Here is a 19,050-nt window from a genome sequence, read left to right on the forward strand (position 1 = left end):
TCGCGGTTGAAGGCGCTACCTTACGCCCGCACCCGGCCACCCGGCTCAGGGCTTGCCCTGCACCGGGCGGAGCGGACCGCCGGCCGCCGGACACGAAGCAACCATGGCGCATCAGCGCCAGCGTCATGCGAGCTCCGGGGCGATCTGTTCGGCGTAGTCATAAAGCGCGCCGAGGATCTCCTGCCCGCGCTCGTCGGCCGTTTCGGCCAGCGTGTCCAGCCTCTCGAAGAAGGCTGCCAGCGTGAGCCCGCCGCCGGCGCCGTCGTGCAGCCGGTCGGCACAGTGCCGCGCCCAGCGCTCGGCCTCGGCGGGGTTCAGCGCCTCGGGGTGGCTTCGGGCGCGGAAGCGGAACACCAGCTCGCCGAGCCGCTGGTCGTCGAAGCTCGCCCGCGCCCAGGCCGGGTCAGTGGCGGGCAGCTTGCGCAGGCGATCGAGCCGCTGGCGGTCGGTCGGCCCGACAAAGCCGCCGTACAGGTCTTCGTCGACGTCGGGCGCGCGCTCGGGTGCCGGGCGGGCGAAGACGTCCGGCCAGATGCCGGCCATCGTGGCGCCGTGCTGCGCGCAGGCCTGGGCGTGCCGGTCAGCGCGGCCCAGGTCGATCGCCCAGCGCTCGGCCATCGCCGGCGACAGCGTCTTCAGCGCGCCGATCACGACCGGCGACTTGTTGACGTGGATCGTCTTCAGCGGCAGCCGCGTCACGCCCTCGGCCAGGTCTTCGCTGCGGGTGAACAGGCGCTCGCGGATGGCCGCCGCGTTCAGGCCGAACAGCTCGGCCGGGTCTTCGGCCAGGTCCCAGACGATCAGCTCGTTCTTGTTCGTCGGGTGCGGCGCGAGCGGCCAGACCACCGCGATGCAGCCGCGCTCGGTGCCGTACATGCCCGAGACGTGCAGAAAGGGCTTGCCGACGCCGATCTCGGCCCACACCGCCTGCTTGTGGCGCAGCTTCACGCAGAAATCCCACAGCCGGGGCTGGTGCTTGCGAACGAGCCGGGCGAGCGCGACGGTGGCGCGCACGTCCGACAGTGCATCGTGCGCGGCCTCGTGCGCCAGGCCATTGGCAGCGGTGAGGTGCTCGAGCTTGAAGGAGGGCCGGCCATCCTCGTGCCTGGGCCATTCGAGGCCGTCGGGGCGCAGCGCGTACATGCAGCGCACGGTGTCCAGCAGGTCCCAGCGGCCGCAGTCGTTCTTGTACTCGCGGGCGTAGGGGTCCAGCAGGTTGCGCCAGAACAGGTGGCGGGTCACCTCGTCGTCGAAGCGGATCGTGTTGTAGCCCACGCCCACCGTGCCGGCCCGGGCCAGCTCGGCCTCGATCAAGTCGGCGAAGGCCGGCTCGGGCAGGCCATCGGCCAGGCATTGCTGCGGCAGGATGCCTGTCAGCAGGCAGCTCTCGGGGTCGGGCAGGTAGTCCGGCGCAGGGCGGCAGTACTGCATCACCGGGGGGCCGATTTCGTTCAGCTCCGCGTCGGTGCGAACCCCTGCGAACTGGGCCGGCCGGTCGCGCCGCGGCACCCGACCGAAGGTCTCGTAGTCGTGCCAGAAGAAGCTCATGTGCGCCATGCCCGGCACCATACCCGAATGGCGCTCACCAGCCCGGCGAGCGCAGGCGCAACAGCGCCGGGAAGCGCGGCAGCCCGCCCGAGGTTTCGCCGCGCCAGGTGTAGGTGACCACGCTGCCGACCGGCGGCGGGTTCCGGCGCTGCGCTTCGTCCAGGCCGCTGCCGACGAGGAAGACCCGCCCCGCCTCGTCGCGCACCCGCAGCGCGCCGACCTGCCCGGCGAAGCGCCCGCGGCCCGGCGTGTGGCCGATGACCACGGCTTCGGCATCGCGCACGGGCTTCAGCTTCAGCAACACATCGCTGCGGCCGGTGCGGTAGGCCGCGTCGGCGCGATGCAACGCCAGGCCCTCGCCGCCGGCAACGACGACCTCGGCCAGCCGCGCGCGCAGCGCCTCGGCATGGGCCGCCGGCGCCTGCTCGACCACGTCCCAGCGCCGCTGCGGCTCCCCGGCCGCGGCCAGCGCGCGCAGGCGCTCCACACGTTGCGCGAAGCTGCCGGCCCCCCCGGGCAGTTCGAACACCAGGTAGCGCAATGCGGCCCACTCCGCGTCGATGGGCTGCTCGCGCCGGACGACGGCCGACAGGGCATCGAAGCGGCCGCGGCCCAGCCACAGCTCGCCGTCGAGCGGCTGGCCGCGCGGCAGGCCGGCGAGAAAACCGTTCGGCGCACCGATGGTGCCGCCGCCGCGAAAGCGCAGGCGCTCGCCGTCCCAGAGGGCGCGCACGCCGTCGAACTTCTCGCTGACGAGGTAGCCGGCCGGGTCCAGGCCGTCGGCCGCCTCGCGCGCCAGCAGCAATGGCGGTGGCGGCTCGGTGGACGGCGCGCGGGCGAACGCAGCGCGCGGCGCCCAGGTGGCAAACGGCAGGGCCGCCGCGGCCAGCAGCATCTGGCGGCGGTGGAGCGGGCGCAAGGTCATGGCTGCGGTCCGGCAGTGGCAAGGCCTGCCAGTGTGGGCGGCCGCGGCGAGCGCGTCTTTCCCCCCGACGGGGGTGATGGGGCGGGCGCTACTCGGCCAGGAAACGCTCGATGGCCGCGGCCATCGCCACCGGCGTCTCGAACATCGGGTAGTGCCCGGCGTTGGCCAGCACCTCGAGCCGCGCGTTCGGGTAACTGGCCAGGTAGGTGGCACGCGTGGTCGCCTCGCCGAGCGCCGGGTCGTGCTCGCCGACCAGCGCCAGCAGCGGCGTGTCGGGGTGACCGAGCTCGGCGGCGAAATCGGTCTTGGCCCAGGCCGTGAGGTAGGCACCGAAGGCCTCGGGGGTCGAGTTGGCCACCGAATGACGCACCATCTGGGTCAGCCAGGTCGGCGTGAGGCGCTTGCCGGTCGTGTAGTCGATGATGCCGCGGCGGGCCTCGGCGCTGCCGGCGGCGCTCGAGAAGAACGCCCAGGTGGGCTCGTCGAAGGGCACGCCCGAGGCCGGCACCGGCGTCACCGCCACCAGCTTGCGCACGCGGCCGGGTGCGTCGAGCAGCACGCGCTGCATGGCCATCGCCCCCATCGAGTGGCCGACGAGCGAGAAGCGTGGCCAATCCAGGGCATCGGCCGCGGCGATCGCATCGGTGGCGATCTCGGCCATCGTGTAGCCGCCCTCCTCGGCCAGGCGTGCACCGTAGCCGCGGCAGTCCATGAAGGCCCAGCCGAAGCGATCGGGGTCCAGCACCTCGGCCCACGGGCCCCAGCCCGACGCCGAACCGAACCAGCCGTGCAGGCACAACACCTTGTGCGGGCCGTTGCCGATCATCCTCAACGCATTCATCACCCAACCTCCAGACTGCATGGACCGGTCATTTCGGCGGCAACGGCAAGGGCCGGGCGAACTCGTCGACCGTGAGGCCACGCTCGTGCAGCAGGGCTTCGAGCGCCGGCAGCAGCGGGCCGAGCCGCTCGTCGAGCGCCTCGCGCACGGTGTCGACGAAGACCTGGGTCGAGCGCTCGATCTCGATGTTGAGCCGGTCGCCCGGCAGCTTGGCGCCGAAGGTCGTCATGCGCAGCGTCTCGGGGATCAGCCAGACCTCGAACCAGCCGGCGGAGCGGTCGACCTCGGCCACCGTCAGGCTGGCGCCGTTGATCGCGATGTAGCCCTTGGCGAAGACGTAGCGCATCCAGCGCGGCGGCAGCCCGATGCGCAGCACGTGGTTGTTCTCGGGCTGGCGCACCGAGACCAGCGTGCCGGTCACGTCGATATGGCCCGACAGCGGGTGGCCGCCGATCTCGGCGCCGTCCTTGGCCGCGCGCTCGACGTTGAGCCAGCTGCCCTGGTGCAGCTCGCCCAGCGTGGTCAGCGAGAGGCTTTGCTGCATCACGTCGAAGTCGGCCGCGGCGTCGCCATGCAGCGCGGTCACGGTGAGGCACACGCCGTCGCAGGCGACGCTGGCGCCGATCTCCAGCCCTTTCGCGAAGCCGGGGGGGAAACGCAGCCGCACGCTGCGCAGGCCGGGCTTGTCGGCGAGCGATTCGACGGTGGCGATGCCTTGGACGATGCCGGTGAACATGCGCCGATTATCCGGCGGCGCGCGACAAGGCGCGAGCCCCACGCGCCCGAGCCGCCTTCGCCCGGCGCGGGCTGACCTTTGTTGAGCAAGCCGCGCCGCGCGGCGCGCAGAATTGCGCCCAAACTCCTTGCAGGGACCGCCATGCCGCGCATCGACCGCCGCCAGTTCGTTTCCGCTGCCCTGATCGGCACGGTCCTGGGTGCCACCGGTGCACGCGGCGCGGCCGCCGCGCCGCGCTACCGCGTGACCGACCTGGGCGACCTGGGGGGGCCGACGATCAGCGTGCATGCGCTCAACAACCACGGCGTGGCCACGGGCATGGCAACGCGGCATGGCGAGGACAACCGGGGGGTGGCCTTCGTCGCCGCGCACGGGCGCATGCGCGGCCTGCCCTTCGTCGGCCCGGGCCAACCCTCGTTCGGCATGGCGATCAACAACCTGGGCCTCGTCGCCGGCTTCGATCGCGGGATGATCTTCCCGCAGACGCCGACGCGCGCCTGGACTGCCGGCCGCGACGGCGAGCGTTTCTACATTGCCCCGCTGGGCGGGGTCGAGGGGGACACGGCCGCCTTCGGCATCAACGATGCGGGAACGGTCGTGGGCCGCTCGAATACGCAGCCATTCATCCACGCGGCCGGGCAGACCCGGGCGATTGCGCTGCCGGGCGGCTACGACGAGGGCGAAGCCAATGCGATCAACCAGGCGGGCGACGTCGTCGGCGGGCTGTCGGGCAACGCCGGCTGGCATGCCTTCGCGCATTTCGACGGCGTGACGCAGGCATTCACCATCGCCGGCGCCGTGCTGCACAAGGCCACCGGCGTGAACCGGTGTCGCCAGGTCTGCGGCACGCTGCGCTCCAGCGAGCGCGGCCCGGGCCGGGCCTTCCTCTGGCAAGACGGCGTCGCGCACGAACTCGGCTCGCTCGGCGACGAGACCATGCCCTCGCAGGCGCTGGGCCTGAACGACGCCGGCGTCGTGGTCGGCGGCGCGGCGCGATTGCTCGACGGCAAGCGACGCCAGCGCGCCTTCATTGCCGCGGAAGGCACGATGAGCGACTTGAACGACTTCGTCGACCCGGCCGATGCCGCCGTGTGGACGCTGAACCTCGCCACCGCCATCAACCAGCGCGGCCAGATCGTCGGCCAGGGCCGCCTCGACGGTGTCGAGCGGGCCTTCCTCGCGACCCCGGTCGACGCCTGAGCCAGCTCAATCGGGCTTGATCCTGGCCCGCACGATCACGGGCTTCCAGCGCTTCTGCTCGGCGGCGATGAAGGCCGCGAACTCGGCCGGCGTGCTGCCCACCGCGATCGCCGCGTCGTTGGCCAGGCGGTCCAGCGCCTCCTTCTCGCGCACCGCCTTCGCGGCGGCGGCGGCCAGCTTGTCGGCCGCGGCCTGCGGCAGCGAGGCCGGCGCCAACAGGCCGTACCACTGCGTCATCTCGAAGCCCGCGTAGCCCTGCTCGGCCACGGTCGGCACATCGGGCAGCTGCGCAATGCGCTGTGGCGTGCCGGTCGCGATGCAGCGCAGCTTGCCGGCCTTGATGAACTGCAGCACCGCCGGTGCACCGACCGACGCGGCATCCAGCCGCCCGGCCAGCAGGTCGGTCAATTGCGGGCCGGTGCCGCGGTAAGGCACGTGCAGGATGAAGGTGTCGCTGGCCATCTTCAGGTATTCCATCGCCAGGTGACCGGCGCTGCCGTTGCCGGCCGAGCCGTAGTTCAGGCGCCCGGGCTTGCTCTTGGCCAGTGCGATGAACTCCTTCAGGTTCTTCACCGGCAGGTCCGGGTGCACGAGGTACAGGCTCGGCACCTTGGCCAGCAGCGAGATCGGCCTGAAATCCTTGGCGGGGTCGTAGGGCAGCTTGTCGAAGATGTAGGGGTTCACCGCCAGCGTGCCGATGTGGCCGAGGATCAGCGTGTGCTGGTCGTCGGCCCGCGCCACCTCGGCCATCGCTACGTTGCCCGCGCCGCCGGGCTTGTTGTCGACGAACACGCTCTGGCCGAGCGATTTGGTCAGCTCGGCGGCGGTCGCTCGGGCAACGATCTCCGAGCTGCCGCCGGGCGCGAAGGGGACCACGAATCGAACCGCCTTCGTCGGCCAGTTCGCTTGGGCACGCGCGGCGCCGGGAAGCAGACCGGCCGCGCCGAGCGCGGCCGCGGTTTCGAGCCAGTGGCGGCGCGTGAAGCTTGAATCGGCCATGGGTGTCTCCGCACGAGTTGTCGAGGTCAGCGGCCCACTCTATCCAGCGGCGATGCCCTCGCTCGCGTGGAACTACTTAGCCGCGCCGCGCCAGCGGATCAGCGCGATGCCGTGCTCCTCGAACACCGGTTCCCAGGCGGTCGCGTCCTCGGCCGCCAGCTTCTTCAGGTGATCGACGCGGATCAGCGCCAGCTCGCCGGGCTGCGGCTTGCGGCGCGGCGTGGGTTGGCCGCGGTAAACGGCGAAGCTGGGCTGGTGCAGTTGCCACTGCACGACGGGCTCCGGGCGGCCGCGGGCGAAGATGGCCGCGTCGCGCACCGGCCCCTGCAGCAGCGTACCCCACCAGGGCAGGCCGAATCCCAGCAGCACCAGCGCGACCACGCAGGCGCCCAGCAGCGGCGCGGCACTGCCGGGCAGGCCGGCGCGCAGCCGTGCCGGCGCGGCCGCCAGGCCGAGCACGACACCGGCGGCCACCGTGCCGGCAATGATCAGCGCCGTCGGCGTGTGTGCACCGCCGAGCAGCGCGCGGTACATCGGGTGGCGCACCTGGCCGATCCACTGCGGCATCGTCCAGGCCGGCAGCACCACCAGCGCCAGCAGCGCGAGGCAGCCCAGTGCGATTGCCCAGCGCATCAGTGCGCCGCAGCGCTCGAGCTCGATCGCCATCAGCAGCACGAAGGGCGTCGCGCCGTAGAGCACGTAATGCGGCAGCTTGGTGCCCGACAGCGAGAAGAACACCAGCACGAAGCCGCCCCAGCCGAGCAGGAAGCGGCCCAGGGGATCCCGCCAGTGGCCGCGCACGCGCCGCCCCACCGCGGCCAGCAGCGGCGCCCAGGGCAGCAGCAGCAAGGGCAGCACGACGAGGTAATAGCCCACGCCACCGCCGTGCTGCTCCATCGCGCCGCTGTAGCGCGCGAGGTTGTGGCGGATGAAGAAGCCGTCGACGAAGGCCTGGCCGTGGCGGTGCAAGGCGTAGGCGTACCAGGGCGCGGCGATGCCGATCAGCAGCGCCCAGGCCGGCACGTCGCTCACCGCCTGCACGAGGCGGCGGCCCACGGCGCGCCAGTCCCATGCGGTGATCAGCCACACGCCGGCTGCCGCGACCGGGATCAGCACCGCCACCGGGCCCTTGGCCAGCAAGCCCAGGCCCATCCACGCGAAGGCGCGGCGCAGCGGCGCCTTCGCTTCGGTGTCCAGCCAGCGCCAGGCATCGAACACCGCCAGCACCAGCAGCAGATTCAGCAGCGCATCGGCCGTCGCGGCGCGGCCGATCGCCATCACGCCGAGGCTGGTGGCAAGCATCAGCGCGGCGCTGGTGGCGGTGCGCTGGCCCAGGCGGGGGCGCGCAAAGCCGTACAGCGCCAGCGCCCAGCCCCAGGCGCACAGCGCCGAAGGCAGGCGCAGCGCGAACTCGTTCAGGCCCAGCAGCGACACGCTGGCCGCCTGCAGCCAGTACACGAGGATGGGCTTGTCGAAGCGGTCCTCGCCGTTCAGCGTGGTGTGGCCCCAGTCGCCGCTGTCGAGCATCTCGCGCGTGGCTTCGCTGAACGCGCCTTCGTCGACGTCGAACAGCGGCGCCGCGCCGAGCTGGAACAGCGCAAGCGCCAGCACGGCCAGCGCCAGCGCCCAGGGCCAGCGCTTAAGGGCGTTCATGCCAGGCGTCGGCGTCGGCCAGCGCCGGCTGCGCCATCGTGTGGTACTGCCGCGCGTGGCCGCCCTCGTAGTAGATGCGGATCAGCAGCTCGGCCAGCACGCCGGTGCACAGGAACTGCAGGCCGGCGATCACCATGAAGAAGCCGAGGGTCAGCAGCGGCCGGCCGCCGACCGACTCGCCCAGCAGCTTGAGGATGCCGAGGTAGCCGAGGATGGCGGTGCCGAGCGCGCCGACGCCCAGGCCGACGGTGCCGAAGAAGTGCCCCGGCCGCGCGCCGAAGTTCAGGAAGAAGTAGACCGCGAGCAAGTCCACCAGCACGCGGAAGGTGCGCGAGATGCCGTACTTCGATTCGCCCGCCGTGCGCGCATGGTGGCTGACCGGCACCTCGGCCATGCGCGCCGGGGACGTCACCGTGGCCAGCCACGCCGGAATGAAACGGTGCATCTCGCCATACAGCCGGACCTCGCGCAGCACCGGCGCCCGGAAGGCCTTGAGGCTGCAGCCCAGATCCTGGAACTTCAGGTCGGTGACGCGGCGGATCAGCCGGTTCGCCAGCATCGACGGGAACTTGCGCAGCGCGAAGCCATCCTGCCGGTTCTGGCGCCAGCCGGCGACCATGTCGAAGGGCTCGTTCAAGAGCTTGGCGACCAGCAGCGGGATGTCCAGCGGGTCGTTCTGCAGGTCGCCGTCCATCGTGACGATCACGTCGCCGCGCGCGGCGTCGATGCCGGCCTGCATCGCCGCCGTCTGGCGAAAGTTGCGCAGCAGGCGCAGCACCCGGATGTGCGGGCCCACCGTGGCCGCGTGCTCCTGCAGCGCGCGGCCGGTGCCGTCGCGGCTGCCGTCGTCGACGACGATCAGCTCCCACGGCTGCGGGTAGGCGGCCAGCGCGGCCCGCACCGCGTCGATCAGCGGCTTGGCGTTGTCGATCTCGTTGTACATCGGCACGACGACCGACAGGCGGTGCGCCGGCAGTCGCGTCAAGGCCTCGGCGCGCGCCGCGACCAGATCGGTCGGGTCCGCGGTGGCGGTGGGCAGGGTGGTCGTGTTCATCGTGTCGTGTTCTCCAACGCGGGTCGCGGCTCGCGCGCCCAAGGCATGATCATCGCAGCCGCGGCCAATGCCACCGCCAGGCTGAAGGCGTGCAGCGCCAGCGCACCGGCGGCCACCTGCGCGCCGGCACCGATGACCGAGGCCTCGCCCATCAGCGCCGCGGCCCACACGCCGGCCTCATAGGTGCCCAGGCCCGCCGGGCCCTGCAGCGGCAGCACCGAGGCCAGCTCGCCGCCCAGCGCGCCGCGCAGCGCGGCCATCACATCCAGCGGGGCCAGTGCCTGCAGCAGCAACGCCAGCACCGCCAGCTTGACCAGCCAGTTGGCCGCGCACAGCGCCCACCCGGCGCGGTCGTTGCGGTGCGTCAGCCACGCCGCCTGGAAGCGCTGCACCGCCGGCACGCGGCCCGCCAGCGCGGCCAGGGCGCGGGCACCGAAAAGCAGCACCAGGCCCCAGGCGAGCGCGAGCAGCGCGGCCCAGCCGGCGCGCACCGCGGGCGCCAACGGCGGCAACCACAACGCCGCGAGCGTGGCCAGCACGGCCGCGTCCTGCAGGCGCAGCCACAGCAGGCTGCGCAACGAATCAGACAGCGGCACGCCGAAGCGGCGCTGCATCAGGAAGGGGTAGCCGGCCTCGCCAGCCCGCAGCGGCAGCACGACGATGGCGGCGTTGTGGGTCAGGAACAGCGCCAGGCAGTCGACGAAACCTGGCGCGCGGCCGCGCGCGAGCCCCTGGGCATCCTGCGCCGCGAACCACGAGCCCCACTCGCGCCGAAGCCGCTCGGCGCGCAGCGCGTAGCTCAGGCACAGCCCCGCCAGGGCCACCACCCACAACCAGATGGGCGTGGCGGCGAAGGCCGCACGCAGCGGGCCCAGATCCACCTGGCGCAGCAGCCAGGCCAGCAGGCCGACGCCGAGCACGCTGGCAAGCAGCAGGCGCGTCCAGGGGCGGCGCGCAGCATCGGGCGTCGGGGGCATCGTTGGCAGACCGGGGAACGGGGCGCGATGGTAGCAGCCGGGCCGCGCGGCCCGGCAGGCACGGGGCTATCATCTTCGCCCCATGCCCCAGAAGATCCTCGTCACCGGCGCCGCCGGCTTCGTCGGCGCGCACGTCGCCGCTCAACTCGCCCGCGCCGGCCACCGGGTGACCGGCGTCGACAGCTTCAACGCCTACTACGACCCCCGGCTCAAGCACGATCGCGTGGCCGCGCTGCTCACGCCGCTGGGCGTGCCCTGCCAGGTGCTGGACCTGTGCAACGGCCCGGCCACTCATGCGCTGATCACCGGCGGCGGGTTCGACGCGGTGATCCACCTCGCCGCCCAGGCCGGCGTGCGCCATTCGATCAAGGCGCCGGCCGATTACATCCAGGCCAACCTGGTCGGCTTCGGCCACGTGATCGAAGCCTGCCGCGAGGCCGACGTGCCGCATCTGCTGTATGCGAGCTCGTCCAGCGTCTACGGCAATCGCACCGATGCGCCGTTCCGCGAGACCGACCGGGTCGACCGCCCGGCCTCGCTCTACGCGGCGACCAAGATCGCCAACGAGCTGATCGCCCACACCTACGCGAGCATCCATGGCCTGCGCTCGACGGGCCTGCGCTTCTTCACCGTCTACGGCCCGTGGGGCCGGCCGGACATGGCGTACTTCTCGTTCTCGCGCCGCATCCGCGCCGGGCAGCCGATCACGCTGTTCGCCGAGGGCCAGCTGCTGCGCGACTTCACCTACATCGACGACATCGTCGACGCGGTGGTCGGCCTGATGAACGCGCCAGCGCCGGCCGCCACGCCGCGCGAATCCGACATCTACAACCTTGGCCACCATGTGCCGGTCAAAGTGGTCGACTTCGTGCGCACGCTCGAAGACGCGCTGGGCCTGAAGGCGACCATCGAGTTCGGCCCGATGCAGCCCGGCGACGTGCCGGTGACCTGCGCCGACGACGGTCGCCTGCGCGAGCGCATCGGCGACTGGGCCAGCACGCCGCTCGACCTGGGCCTCGGGCGCTTCGCGCGCTGGATCGAGGCCTGGGAGCCGCTGCCCGCTTGACGCTGGGGGCTGCTCAGAACACCTGGTAGTTTGGCTGCCCGCCGGCCAGCGGCCGCACGCCGGCAAAGCGCGCGGCAAGCCGCGCCTGCACCGCGGTCGGCAGCGGGGCGAAACCGGTGCCGCGGGTCAGCGCATCGCCGCGCTGGAAGCACCAGTAGAGGAACCGCAGGGCCGGCTCGACCTTGCCCGCCACCGACGGGGTGGCGTCGACGAGCACGAAGCTGGTCAGCGTGATCGGCCAGCTGTCGGGCCCGGGCATGTCGAGCACGCTGGCACCGTCGTCGCCGCTGCGGTGCAGCGGGCTCTGCAGGATGGCCGCCCGAAAGCCCGCTTCGGACGGCGCCACCCACTGGCCCGCCCGGTTCTTCAACTGCACCGGCTGCAGGCCGGACGACTCGACACGGTCGAAGCTGATGTAGCCGATCGCACCGACGCGGGCCTTGACACCGGCCACCACGCCGTCGTTGCCCTCCTCGGGCTGGACCTCGCCCGGCCACTTGGGCAACTGCCCGGCGCCGACCTCGGCCTTGAAGGCCTCGGACACCATGGCCAGGTAGCGCGTGAAACCGTCGGTCGTGCCCGATTTGTCGGCCCGCACGACACGCCAAATGCGCTTGGGGGGCAGGCTGGATGCCGGGTTCAGTGCCGCAATGCGGGCGTCGTCCCAGCGCTCGACGCGACCGGCCATGATGTCGGCCAGCAGGTCGCCGGTCAGGCGCAGCGGGCGCCCATCGACACGGGGCAGGTTGACCACCGGCACGACGCCACCCACCAGCAGCGGAATCTGGACCAGGTGCCGCTTGGCCAGTTCGTCGCCCGACAGCGGGCTGTCGGTGCCGCCGAAGTCGACGCTGCGGGCCGTGGCCTGCTTGATGCCATCGCCCGAGCCCGTGGGCTGGTACTGCACCTTCACGCCGTGTTCTTGCGCGTACTGCGCGGCCCAGCGGGCATAGACCTTGGCGGGGAACGTGGCGCCGGCCGCCTTCACCGCCACCGGCGCCTCGGCCGCGGAGGTGGAAGCGGCCAGGCCGAACGTGAAGAAGGCGCCCACGGCGCACCAACGCGCGGCCCGGTGGGCCGCTGCCTGCAATCGGTTCATGGGGGGTACTGCGGAAGTCGAAAAACCGGCGGCAGTGTAGCGACCGCAGATGACCCGCCGACGACGGCGCAACCGGCCTGTCATGAAAACTGGCCCGTTCAGACGCTGCCGCGGCCGCAGGAGGCTGTCAATCCCGCAGCGCCCATGGCTCTTTCGGGCGATGTCCTTTCTGGCCCGCCTCGCCACACTGGCGCCCTCTTCCACTGATCGACGAACCGAAGGACCTTGACCCCATGAATACGTCTCTCACCACGATCGCCCGTGTGCTGGCCTCCCTCTCGCTGGCCGGTGCCGCCGCTGGCGCGCAGGCTTTCGACACCGCCTGGGCCGACTGGACGACCAAGCTCAGCACGACCAGCGTCAGCGGCACGTTGACCCTGCCCAGCGGCATCGTGAAGGTCAAGTTCAGCGGCCCGACGCTGTACTTCAGCCAGGTCGACGCGGGTGCCACCGATTACTGGGTCTCGGGCTCGCCGGACGCCTACGCGGCCACCGGCGAACCCACGGGCTCCGACCTGCTCGGCTTCGTCGGCGGCACCGACACCCAGGTCTACAAGATCACGTTCAGCAAGCCGGTCACCAACCCGGTGGTGGCCATCCTCTCGCTGGGCCGCAACGGCGTGCCGACGCGCTACGTGTTCACGCAGACGCCGACGCTGCTGTCCTTCGGCGTCGGCTTCTACGGCGGCTGCGCCGACTGCCTGAAGGTCAAGCGCAAGACCGTCACCGGCACCGAAGGCCACGGCGTGGTGCAGTTCATCGGCACCTTCTCGGCCATCAGCTGGAAGCAGCCCGATTACGAGTTCTGGCACGGCATGACCATCGGCGCGCCGCTGGCCGGCAACTGAAGGGGCCGGCGCGCCGCGGGTCAGCGCCTGCGCAGCGGCTGATCGAAGAACACCAGGTCGCGCGCCGGCACCACGTCGGCCGCCGCCACGCCCTTGAGCAGCGCCAGCGTCTGCCACCTCGCCCCGGCGCCGGTGCCGTCGGCATCGATCTGCAGCAGCGCGCCCTTGGCGCCGTCCTTCAGCCGCACGACCCCGTCGGCGATCGGGTCGCTGCCGGCGTAGCCGATGCTCGACAGCAGCACGCGCAGGTCGATGCGGTCGGTGCCCGGTGTGAAATCGAGCAGGGTGTCCTTGGCGTCGCCCATCGCGGTGTAGCTGAACACGTCCTCGCCGGCCCCGCCGGTGAGCCTGTCGGCCCCGCCGCCGCCGATGAGCTGGTCGTCGCCCGGCGTGCCTACCAGCTTGTCCTTGCCCGGCCCGCCAGTGATCAGCTTGACCAGGTACAGGCCGGCGACGACCGGGTCGTGGTCCGACGAGCGGTAGGGCGTGGGCGTGTAGTAGTCCGGCCCGCAGCTGCCGCACAGCGGCTTCTTGAACTCGCTGTTGTAGTCGATCACCGAGGGCTCGTCGGCATTGATGTGCCACTCGCTCGCGTCGGTCAGCCTGGCCGCCAGCGCGGCCGTGGCCAGCGCGTGGTCGAGCCGGCCGGCGGCACCGTCGAACACGTAGGAGTAGCCGAAGGCGTTGAAGTGGGCGATCTGGTCGGCGTACCCGGCGTCGGCGAACGCGACCACCGGGTCCTCCTGCGCGTAGGCATTCATGTCGCCCAGCAGCAGCGCGGCGTCGGTGCCGGCACCCGAGCCCAGGCCCGCCACCCACGCCGACGTGCGCTGGGCCTGCGCCACGCGGCGCGCGTTCCAGCAGCCCTGGCCGTCACCGGCGTCGAAGTTGCCCGCGTAGTCGGGGTCGCCCTCGGCCGGGCAGCTGCCTTTCGACTTCAGGTGATTCACGACCAGCGTGAAACGCTCGCCGTTCGGCGCGGCGAAGGTCTGCGCCAGCGGCGGGCGGTTGTGGATCGCGTCGCTGTCGCCTTGCGCGTCGTTCACGCGCGCCAGCCGGGCCGGCTTGTAGATCATCGCGACCTTGATCGCGTCGCTGCCCGTGCCGCCGGCCGGGTCGGGCACGACCGCGTAGGTGCCGGCGCCCAGCTTCGCGTTCAGGCCCTCGACGAGGTTGGCCACCGCGGTCGCGCCGTTGTTCTGCATCTCCATCAGGCCCAGCGCGTCGGCATCGATCGCGGCAATGGCCTCGATGATCTTGGTGCGCTGGCGATCGAATTCGGCGAGGTTGCTGGCGCCTCGGCAATTGGCCGGCGAGCTGACGCCGTCGAGCAGGCAGCCTTGGCCGGTGTGGCCGTCGACATCGGTGCCGTCGGTGAAGGTGGTGAAGTAGTTCAGCACGTTGAAGCTGGCGAGCTTCAGGTTGCCCGGCACCGCGACGGGCTCAGCGCTGCGCGGGTTGTCGCGCGTGAAGGCGACGGGCACGGTCGGGTGCAGCTTGTAGTCGCCGTAGCCGGTGTTGCTGCTGGTGGCCAGGCCGTAGTCGACCACGCCCGTCGCTGCGGCCACCGTGTCGCCGGCCCGCAGCGTGTTGTCGTCGCCGAGGTACGGCGTCGGGTCCGGGTTCTGCGCGCTGGTCCCATCGTCGAGGATGATGCGGCGGCGCGCGTTGGCATCGGCCAGCGCCAGCGCCTCCGGCGTGCCCGGGCGATGGCGGTTGGTCGGTGTCTCCAGGCGGCCGCCGGCCGACAGCGTGACCTGGCCATAGCGGCCCTGGAAGTAGTTCTGCGAGGCGGTGAGCGGCCCGTTGATCGTGACCAGCATGCCCTCGACGCGCTCGAGATCGTCGTCGACGAGTTCGGGGAATTCGATCACGGTCGGCGTGACCGTGTGGCCGCCGGAGAGCACCACCAGGTTGCCGACGCCGCTCAGCTCCGTCACCGGGTGGGCCGCGGTGTCGGCGTTGCCGGCGGCACCGGTGTTGAACTCGCTGATCACGGCGGTCAGCTGCACCAGGTCGCCGGCGGCCACCGTCGGCGCGCTGCCGGTGTAGACGAAGATGCCGTCGGACGTGGCGTTGTCGCCGTCACCCACCGGGTCCTGCATGAAGAAGCCGTTGTTGTTGACGCGGGTGACGACACCCGAGGTCTTCACCGCCTGGCCGGCGTAGGGGCTGGTGCTGCCGCTGCCCTGGATCTGCGGGATGCTGCGCTCGACGGGGCCGTCGCCGCCGCAGGTGCCCAGCGGCGATGCGCTGTTGCGCGGCGCGGGCGCGCCAGTCGCGAAGTCGCTCGGGTTCTGGTCGGTGTCGGTGCAGCCCCCGGCGGCGCGCAGGTCGGCTGTCGTGTTCGATGGCGCCGGCGCCGGGCCGGTGCCTTCGTAGAAGTTCGCGCCGCCGAAGCCGATCAGGTCCTCGATGCTGGCCGAGACCGGCTTGTCGCCCACCAGCGCCACGGTGCTGGTCACCAGCGCCACCTTGCCGCCGCTGGCACTCATGAAGACGCTGCCGACGGCGTCGGGCGCCGGCAGATCCTGCGTACCGCCGCTGCCGGCGGCCTCCTGCACCAGGTAGAACTGGCGCGGCTGCAACACGATGCCGGTGAGGTCGGTCTTCTGCCAGGTGCCGGTGCCGGTGGTCGAGTTGTATTGCACCGACCAGCCGGCCAGCGAGACGGGCGTGTTGCCGGCGTTGAAGAGCTCGATGAAGTCGTTCTTCAGCGTCGCGCCGCTGTTGCCGCCGCCGCCATAGACCTGGCTGACGACGACGCCGGACGTGGATGCGCCGGCGGGCAGCGCGAGGCCTGCCGCCAGCAGCGCGGCGCACAGGGGAAGCAGGGAGGAACGGATGTGCATGGAGGTGTCGCCTCGACGGTTTTCGAGGCCCGAAGCCTGCGGGCTTCGGATGACACCGCCATGTCGGCGGCATGGCGCCGCCGTGACGCCGCGGTCAGGCCAGCTTGGCGCCCTGCTCCGCGAGCAGCTCGCGCAGCACCGAGCGGTGGCACTGCGCCTCGATCTCGCAGTAGCAGCCGACCGAGAAGTTGGCGTGCTGCGACAGCGCCGCGAGCAGTGCGATCGAGCGGGCCGCCGGAGCCTCGGCCATCTCGTGGCGGTAGGCCTTGATGAAGGCGGCCCAATCCGCCGGCGTCTCGGCGGCCTGGCCAAGCTTCATCGTCTCGACGCTGGGCGCCAACTCGGGGTACCAGACGTCGTAGTAGTTGCGCGTGGCGAACTCGGCCTTCGGCACCCCGCGCGGCGGACGCCGCACGGTGCCGATGCGCGTGCCCTCGTCGGGCGCACGCTCGGTGCCCAGGCGCACGATGCGGACGGCCATGGCGCGGTCAGTCGAGTTTGAGGCGCTGCAGCATCACGACCTTCTTGTAGGTCGCCAGCTCGTCCTGGATCTGCTTCGAGAACTCGGCCGGCGTGTTGGCGATGATGATCGAGCCGGTGTCCTCGATGCGCTTCTTCACGTCAGGCAGTTCGACCGTCTTCTTCACGGCGGCGTGGATCTTCTCGACCACGTCCTTCGGCAGGTTCGCCGGGCCGTGGATGCCGTAGTAGGCCATGCGGTTGACGGGCGCCAGGCCGAGTTCGGCAAAGGTCGGCACGTTGGGCAGCGCCGCCACGCGCTGCGGCGCGGCGACGACGATGGGCACCAGCCGGCCGTCCTTGATGAAGGGCAGCGCCGACGGCAGGTTGTCGAAGATGATCGGCACCTGGCCGGCCACCACGTCGTTCAGCGCCGGGCCTGCGCCGCGGTACGGGATGTGCGTGACGAAGGTCTTGGTCAGGCTCTTGTACAGCTCCATCTGCAGGTGGCCGATGCCGCCGGTGCCCGAGCTGGCGAAGCTGTACTTGCCGGGCTTGGCCTGGATCTCGGCGAGGAAGCCCTTGTAGTCCTTGGCGGGGAACGAGGGGTGCACCGCGATCACGTTCGGCGTCGCGGCGATGTTGGTGATCGCGGTGAAGCCGGCGATCGGGTCGTAGCTGACCTGCGGGTTGATCGCCGGATTGGCGGCGGTCGTCGACACGGTCGCCATGCCCAGCGTGTAGCCGTCGGGCGGCGCCTTCGAGATCTCGGTCGCCCCCAGCACGCCGCCGGCGCCGCTCTTGTTCTCGACGACCACCGTCTGCCCCAGCGTGGCACCGAGCTTGTCGGCCACCACGCGCGCGATGATGTCGGTCGTGCCGCCGGGTGCGAAAGGCACGATCAGGCGGATCGGCTTGGCCGGGTAGCTCTGGGCCTGGGCGCTCAATGCCGTGAAGGCACAGGCCATCAAGGCAGCCGAGGCGACGAGGTGGCGGCGAGAGGTCATTCGCGTCTCCAGTAGGGTCGAGTGGGACATGGGGTCATGCATCCTCGCGCCGGCCCCACCAGGGCCTGGTGTGGAAACCACTTAGCAGGGCCGTTCGCGACCCTATCGTTTTTACTATGCTTGGCCACCATGGCGGAACCCTTCAAGAACCTGATCAACGCGGGCACCGTGCAATCGGCGGCGAAACACCTGCGGCGGGCCTGGCCTGCGTTCGACAGCGCGCGCTTCGCCCGCCGCGCGAACGCGGGGCTGGACGGGCTGGAGATGAAGGCGCGGGCGATGCAGATCGCCGATGCGCTGGATGCCGAGTTGCCGGCCAACTTCGGCCAGGCCGCGTCGATCATCGAAGCCGCGCTGGCGCCCGCCGGCGCGCCGCCGGCCGACGGCGGCGGCGCCAATGCGGCCGCGGGCCTCCGCGGCTGGATCGTGTGGTCGCTCGGCGAGGTCGTCGCGCGCCGCGTCGTCGCCCGGCCGGCCGACCTGCCCCGCGGGCTGCAGTGCCTGCATGCGCTGACGCAACGCTTCTCGGCCGAGTTCGCGATCCGACCGCTGCTGCGTGACCACCCGGCCGCCGTGTGGCCCGTGCTGCGGCGCTGGGCCGAGGACCCGAGCGCCCATGTGCGCCGGCTGGCCAGTGAAGGCAGCCGCCCTCGCCTGCCCTGGGGCCTGCGACTGCAGGCCCTGGTCGAGGACCCGTCGCCCGCCTGGCCGGTGCTCGAAGCCCTGCAGGACGACCCGGACGAGGTCGTGCGCCGCAGCGTCGCGAACCACCTGAACGACATCGCGAAGGACCACCCGGAGGCACTGGCCGACTGGCTCGAGCGCCACCTGCCCGGCGCGCCGCCCGAGCGCGTGGCCCTGTTGCGCCATGCCAGCCGCACGCTGGTCAAGGCCGGGCACCCGCGTGTGCTGGCGGCCTGGGGCCTGGGCCAGCGCCTGCGCGGCCGGGCGGCGCTGACCGTGACCCCGGCACGGGCCCGTGTCGGCGACGAACTGCTGCTCGCCGTCACGCTGGAATCGAGCGCCCGGCGTGCGCAGACGCTGGTGATCGACTACGCGATCCAGCATGCCGGCGCACGCGGGGAGCGCGCGCCGAAGGTCTTCAAGGGCTGGACGCTGACGCTGGCGCCAGGCGAGGCACGCGAGCTCTCACGCCGGCACAGCCTGCGCCCGATCACGACGCGCCGCTACCACCCGGGTGCCCACCCGGTGAGCCTGCGCATCAACGGCGAGACGGTGGCCGAAGCCGGCTTCGAGCTCCTGCCCTGACGGTTCACCAGTTCGCTTCGCGCTCCGGCGTCGCGCCGATGCGGTGGATCGACTGGTCGGCGCCGTCGAATTCTTCCTCGGCCGACAGGCGCAAGCCGGCGACCGCGCGGATCACGGCATACACGGCACCGCCGCCCACCAGCGCCCAGGCCACGCCGGCCAGCGTGCCGATCAACTGTGCCGTCAGGCTCACGCCGCCGAGCCCACCCAGCGCCTGCTGGCCGAACACGCCGCAGGCCACACCACCCCAGGCACCGCACAAGCCGTGCAGCGGCCAGACGCCGAGCACGTCGTCGATCTTCCAGCGGTTCTGCGTCAGGGTGAACAGCGAGACGAAGATCGCGCCCGCCACGCCGCCGACGACCAGCGCGCCAATCGGGTGCATCACGTCCGAGCCCGCGCACACCGCGACCAGCCCGGCCAGCGGGCCGTTGTAGGCAAAGCCCGGGTCGTTTCGGCCGAGCCAGACAGCCACCAGCGTGCCGCCGACCATCGCCATCAGCGAGTTGACCGCCAC

General features: G+C 71.7%; 17 protein-coding genes. 4 read left to right on the top strand and 13 right to left on the bottom strand.

All coding sequences use genetic code 11. The features are described from left to right. Positions 1 to 123: 123 nt before the first annotated feature. The 4 genes from sbcB to VJ693_RS18165 form a co-directional block, all read right to left on the bottom strand. Positions 124 to 1,557 carry an exodeoxyribonuclease I gene (sbcB, locus tag VJ693_RS18150; RefSeq protein WP_324156418.1) on the bottom strand — a complete coding sequence of 478 codons (1,434 nt, stop codon included), beginning with the start codon at positions 1,555 to 1,557 and terminating at the stop codon, positions 124 to 126. Between the two features lie 25 nt (positions 1,558 to 1,582). Further along, complete coding sequence (locus VJ693_RS18155) at positions 1,583 to 2,473, bottom strand: DNA ligase (protein ID WP_324156420.1); 891 nt, start codon at positions 2,471 to 2,473, stop codon at positions 1,583 to 1,585. 88 nt (positions 2,474 to 2,561) lie between these two features. Next, positions 2,562 to 3,314, bottom strand: a complete 753-nt coding sequence (locus VJ693_RS18160; RefSeq protein ID WP_324156422.1) for an alpha/beta hydrolase — start codon at positions 3,312 to 3,314, stop codon at positions 2,562 to 2,564. 28 nt (positions 3,315 to 3,342) lie between these two features. Beyond that, a complete protein-coding gene (locus VJ693_RS18165) occupies positions 3,343 to 4,050 on the bottom strand; it encodes a riboflavin synthase subunit alpha (protein ID WP_324156424.1) in 708 nt (235 codons plus the stop codon). A 141-nt stretch (positions 4,051 to 4,191) separates the two neighbouring features. On the opposite strand from VJ693_RS18165, the gene VJ693_RS18170 reads away from it, so the two are divergent. Beyond that, positions 4,192 to 5,250, top strand: coding sequence for a hypothetical protein (locus VJ693_RS18170; protein ID WP_324156425.1), 1,059 nt, complete (start codon positions 4,192 to 4,194; stop codon positions 5,248 to 5,250). Positions 5,251 to 5,256: 6 nt separating this feature from the next. On the opposite strand, the gene VJ693_RS18175 is transcribed toward VJ693_RS18170, so the two are convergent. The 4 genes from VJ693_RS18175 to VJ693_RS18190 all read right to left on the bottom strand — a co-directional run bounded on the left by VJ693_RS18175 (position 5,257) and on the right by VJ693_RS18190 (position 9,933). Beyond that, the gene (locus VJ693_RS18175) at positions 5,257 to 6,249 is read right to left on the bottom strand and encodes a Bug family tripartite tricarboxylate transporter substrate binding protein (protein WP_324156427.1); all 993 of its coding nucleotides are present in this window, start codon (positions 6,247 to 6,249) and stop codon (positions 5,257 to 5,259) included. 72 nt (positions 6,250 to 6,321) lie between these two features. Beyond that, on the bottom strand, positions 6,322 to 7,902 hold the full coding sequence (locus VJ693_RS18180) for an ArnT family glycosyltransferase (RefSeq protein WP_324156429.1): 1,581 nt from the start codon (positions 7,900 to 7,902) through the stop codon (positions 6,322 to 6,324). Then, complete coding sequence (locus VJ693_RS18185) at positions 7,889 to 8,956, bottom strand: glycosyltransferase family 2 protein (RefSeq protein WP_324156431.1); 1,068 nt, start codon at positions 8,954 to 8,956, stop codon at positions 7,889 to 7,891. The genes VJ693_RS18180 and VJ693_RS18185 overlap by 14 nt, the downstream gene beginning before the upstream one ends. After that, complete coding sequence (locus tag VJ693_RS18190; RefSeq protein WP_324156433.1) at positions 8,953 to 9,933, bottom strand: lysylphosphatidylglycerol synthase domain-containing protein; 981 nt, start codon at positions 9,931 to 9,933, stop codon at positions 8,953 to 8,955. Before VJ693_RS18190 ends, VJ693_RS18185 begins: the two co-directional genes overlap by 4 nt. Positions 9,934 to 10,015: 82 nt before the next feature. Here VJ693_RS18190 and VJ693_RS18195 point away from each other — a divergent pair, with 82 nt between their 5' ends. After that, positions 10,016 to 10,999, top strand: a complete 984-nt coding sequence (locus VJ693_RS18195; protein ID WP_324156434.1) for an NAD-dependent epimerase/dehydratase family protein — start codon at positions 10,016 to 10,018, stop codon at positions 10,997 to 10,999. A gap of 13 nt (positions 11,000 to 11,012) precedes the next feature. Here the strand turns inward: VJ693_RS18195 and pstS are convergent, their stop codons facing one another. Continuing rightward, positions 11,013 to 12,098: a phosphate ABC transporter substrate-binding protein PstS gene (gene pstS, locus VJ693_RS18200; RefSeq protein ID WP_324156436.1), complete on the bottom strand. Its 1,086-nt coding sequence runs from the start codon at positions 12,096 to 12,098 to the stop codon at positions 11,013 to 11,015. A gap of 233 nt (positions 12,099 to 12,331) precedes the next feature. Between pstS and VJ693_RS18205 the strand changes: the two genes are divergently transcribed. After that, positions 12,332 to 12,946 carry a hypothetical protein gene (locus VJ693_RS18205; protein ID WP_324156438.1) on the top strand — a complete coding sequence of 205 codons (615 nt, stop codon included), beginning with the start codon at positions 12,332 to 12,334 and terminating at the stop codon, positions 12,944 to 12,946. Between the two features lie 20 nt (positions 12,947 to 12,966). Here VJ693_RS18205 and VJ693_RS18210 read toward each other — a convergent pair whose 3' ends face one another. The 3 genes from VJ693_RS18210 to VJ693_RS18220 all read right to left on the bottom strand — a co-directional run bounded on the left by VJ693_RS18210 (position 12,967) and on the right by VJ693_RS18220 (position 17,264). Then, on the bottom strand, positions 12,967 to 15,798 hold the full coding sequence (locus VJ693_RS18210) for an ExeM/NucH family extracellular endonuclease (RefSeq protein WP_324156440.1): 2,832 nt from the start codon (positions 15,796 to 15,798) through the stop codon (positions 12,967 to 12,969). A gap of 94 nt (positions 15,799 to 15,892) precedes the next feature. Further along, positions 15,893 to 16,279, bottom strand: coding sequence for a DUF488 domain-containing protein (locus tag VJ693_RS18215; RefSeq protein ID WP_324156442.1), 387 nt, complete (start codon positions 16,277 to 16,279; stop codon positions 15,893 to 15,895). A gap of 7 nt (positions 16,280 to 16,286) precedes the next feature. Continuing rightward, positions 16,287 to 17,264, bottom strand: a complete 978-nt coding sequence (locus VJ693_RS18220; protein ID WP_324156444.1) for a tripartite tricarboxylate transporter substrate binding protein BugE — start codon at positions 17,262 to 17,264, stop codon at positions 16,287 to 16,289. Between the two features lie 129 nt (positions 17,265 to 17,393). On the opposite strand from VJ693_RS18220, the gene VJ693_RS18225 reads away from it, so the two are divergent. Continuing rightward, positions 17,394 to 18,533 (top strand): DNA alkylation repair protein, encoded by a 1,140-nt coding sequence (locus VJ693_RS18225; protein ID WP_324156445.1) that lies wholly within the window; start codon positions 17,394 to 17,396, stop codon positions 18,531 to 18,533. 4 nt (positions 18,534 to 18,537) lie between these two features. Here the strand turns inward: VJ693_RS18225 and VJ693_RS18230 are convergent. Then, the coding region (locus tag VJ693_RS18230) for an ammonium transporter (protein WP_414652310.1) at positions 18,538 to 19,050 on the bottom strand (513 nt) is incomplete at its 5' end.

Origin of the sequence: Ideonella sp., from assembly GCF_035254525.1 — a bacterium.
Taxonomy (GTDB): domain Bacteria; phylum Pseudomonadota; class Gammaproteobacteria; order Burkholderiales; family Burkholderiaceae_C; genus Ideonella.

Excerpts from the sequence above, each read along its gene's own strand:
- sbcB (WP_324156418.1), bottom strand. The coding sequence starts at position 1,557 with ATGGCGCACATGAGCTTCTTCTGGCACGACTACGAGACCTTCGGTCGG.
- VJ693_RS18155 (WP_324156420.1), bottom strand. The coding sequence starts at position 2,473 with ATGACCTTGCGCCCGCTCCACCGCCGCCAGATGCTGCTGGCCGCGGCG.
- VJ693_RS18160 (WP_324156422.1), bottom strand. The coding sequence starts at position 3,314 with ATGAATGCGTTGAGGATGATCGGCAACGGCCCGCACAAGGTGTTGTGC.
- VJ693_RS18165 (WP_324156424.1), bottom strand. The coding sequence starts at position 4,050 with ATGTTCACCGGCATCGTCCAAGGCATCGCCACCGTCGAATCGCTCGCC.
- VJ693_RS18170 (WP_324156425.1), top strand. The coding sequence starts at position 4,192 with ATGCCGCGCATCGACCGCCGCCAGTTCGTTTCCGCTGCCCTGATCGGC.
- VJ693_RS18175 (WP_324156427.1), bottom strand. The coding sequence starts at position 6,249 with ATGGCCGATTCAAGCTTCACGCGCCGCCACTGGCTCGAAACCGCGGCC.
- VJ693_RS18180 (WP_324156429.1), bottom strand. The coding sequence starts at position 7,902 with ATGAACGCCCTTAAGCGCTGGCCCTGGGCGCTGGCGCTGGCCGTGCTG.
- VJ693_RS18185 (WP_324156431.1), bottom strand. The coding sequence starts at position 8,956 with ATGAACACGACCACCCTGCCCACCGCCACCGCGGACCCGACCGATCTG.
- VJ693_RS18190 (WP_324156433.1), bottom strand. The coding sequence starts at position 9,933 with ATGCCCCCGACGCCCGATGCTGCGCGCCGCCCCTGGACGCGCCTGCTG.
- VJ693_RS18195 (WP_324156434.1), top strand. The coding sequence starts at position 10,016 with ATGCCCCAGAAGATCCTCGTCACCGGCGCCGCCGGCTTCGTCGGCGCG.
- pstS (WP_324156436.1), bottom strand. The coding sequence starts at position 12,098 with ATGAACCGATTGCAGGCAGCGGCCCACCGGGCCGCGCGTTGGTGCGCC.
- VJ693_RS18205 (WP_324156438.1), top strand. The coding sequence starts at position 12,332 with ATGAATACGTCTCTCACCACGATCGCCCGTGTGCTGGCCTCCCTCTCG.
- VJ693_RS18210 (WP_324156440.1), bottom strand. The coding sequence starts at position 15,798 with ATGCACATCCGTTCCTCCCTGCTTCCCCTGTGCGCCGCGCTGCTGGCG.
- VJ693_RS18215 (WP_324156442.1), bottom strand. The coding sequence starts at position 16,279 with ATGGCCGTCCGCATCGTGCGCCTGGGCACCGAGCGTGCGCCCGACGAG.
- VJ693_RS18220 (WP_324156444.1), bottom strand. The coding sequence starts at position 17,264 with ATGACCTCTCGCCGCCACCTCGTCGCCTCGGCTGCCTTGATGGCCTGT.
- VJ693_RS18225 (WP_324156445.1), top strand. The coding sequence starts at position 17,394 with ATGGCGGAACCCTTCAAGAACCTGATCAACGCGGGCACCGTGCAATCG.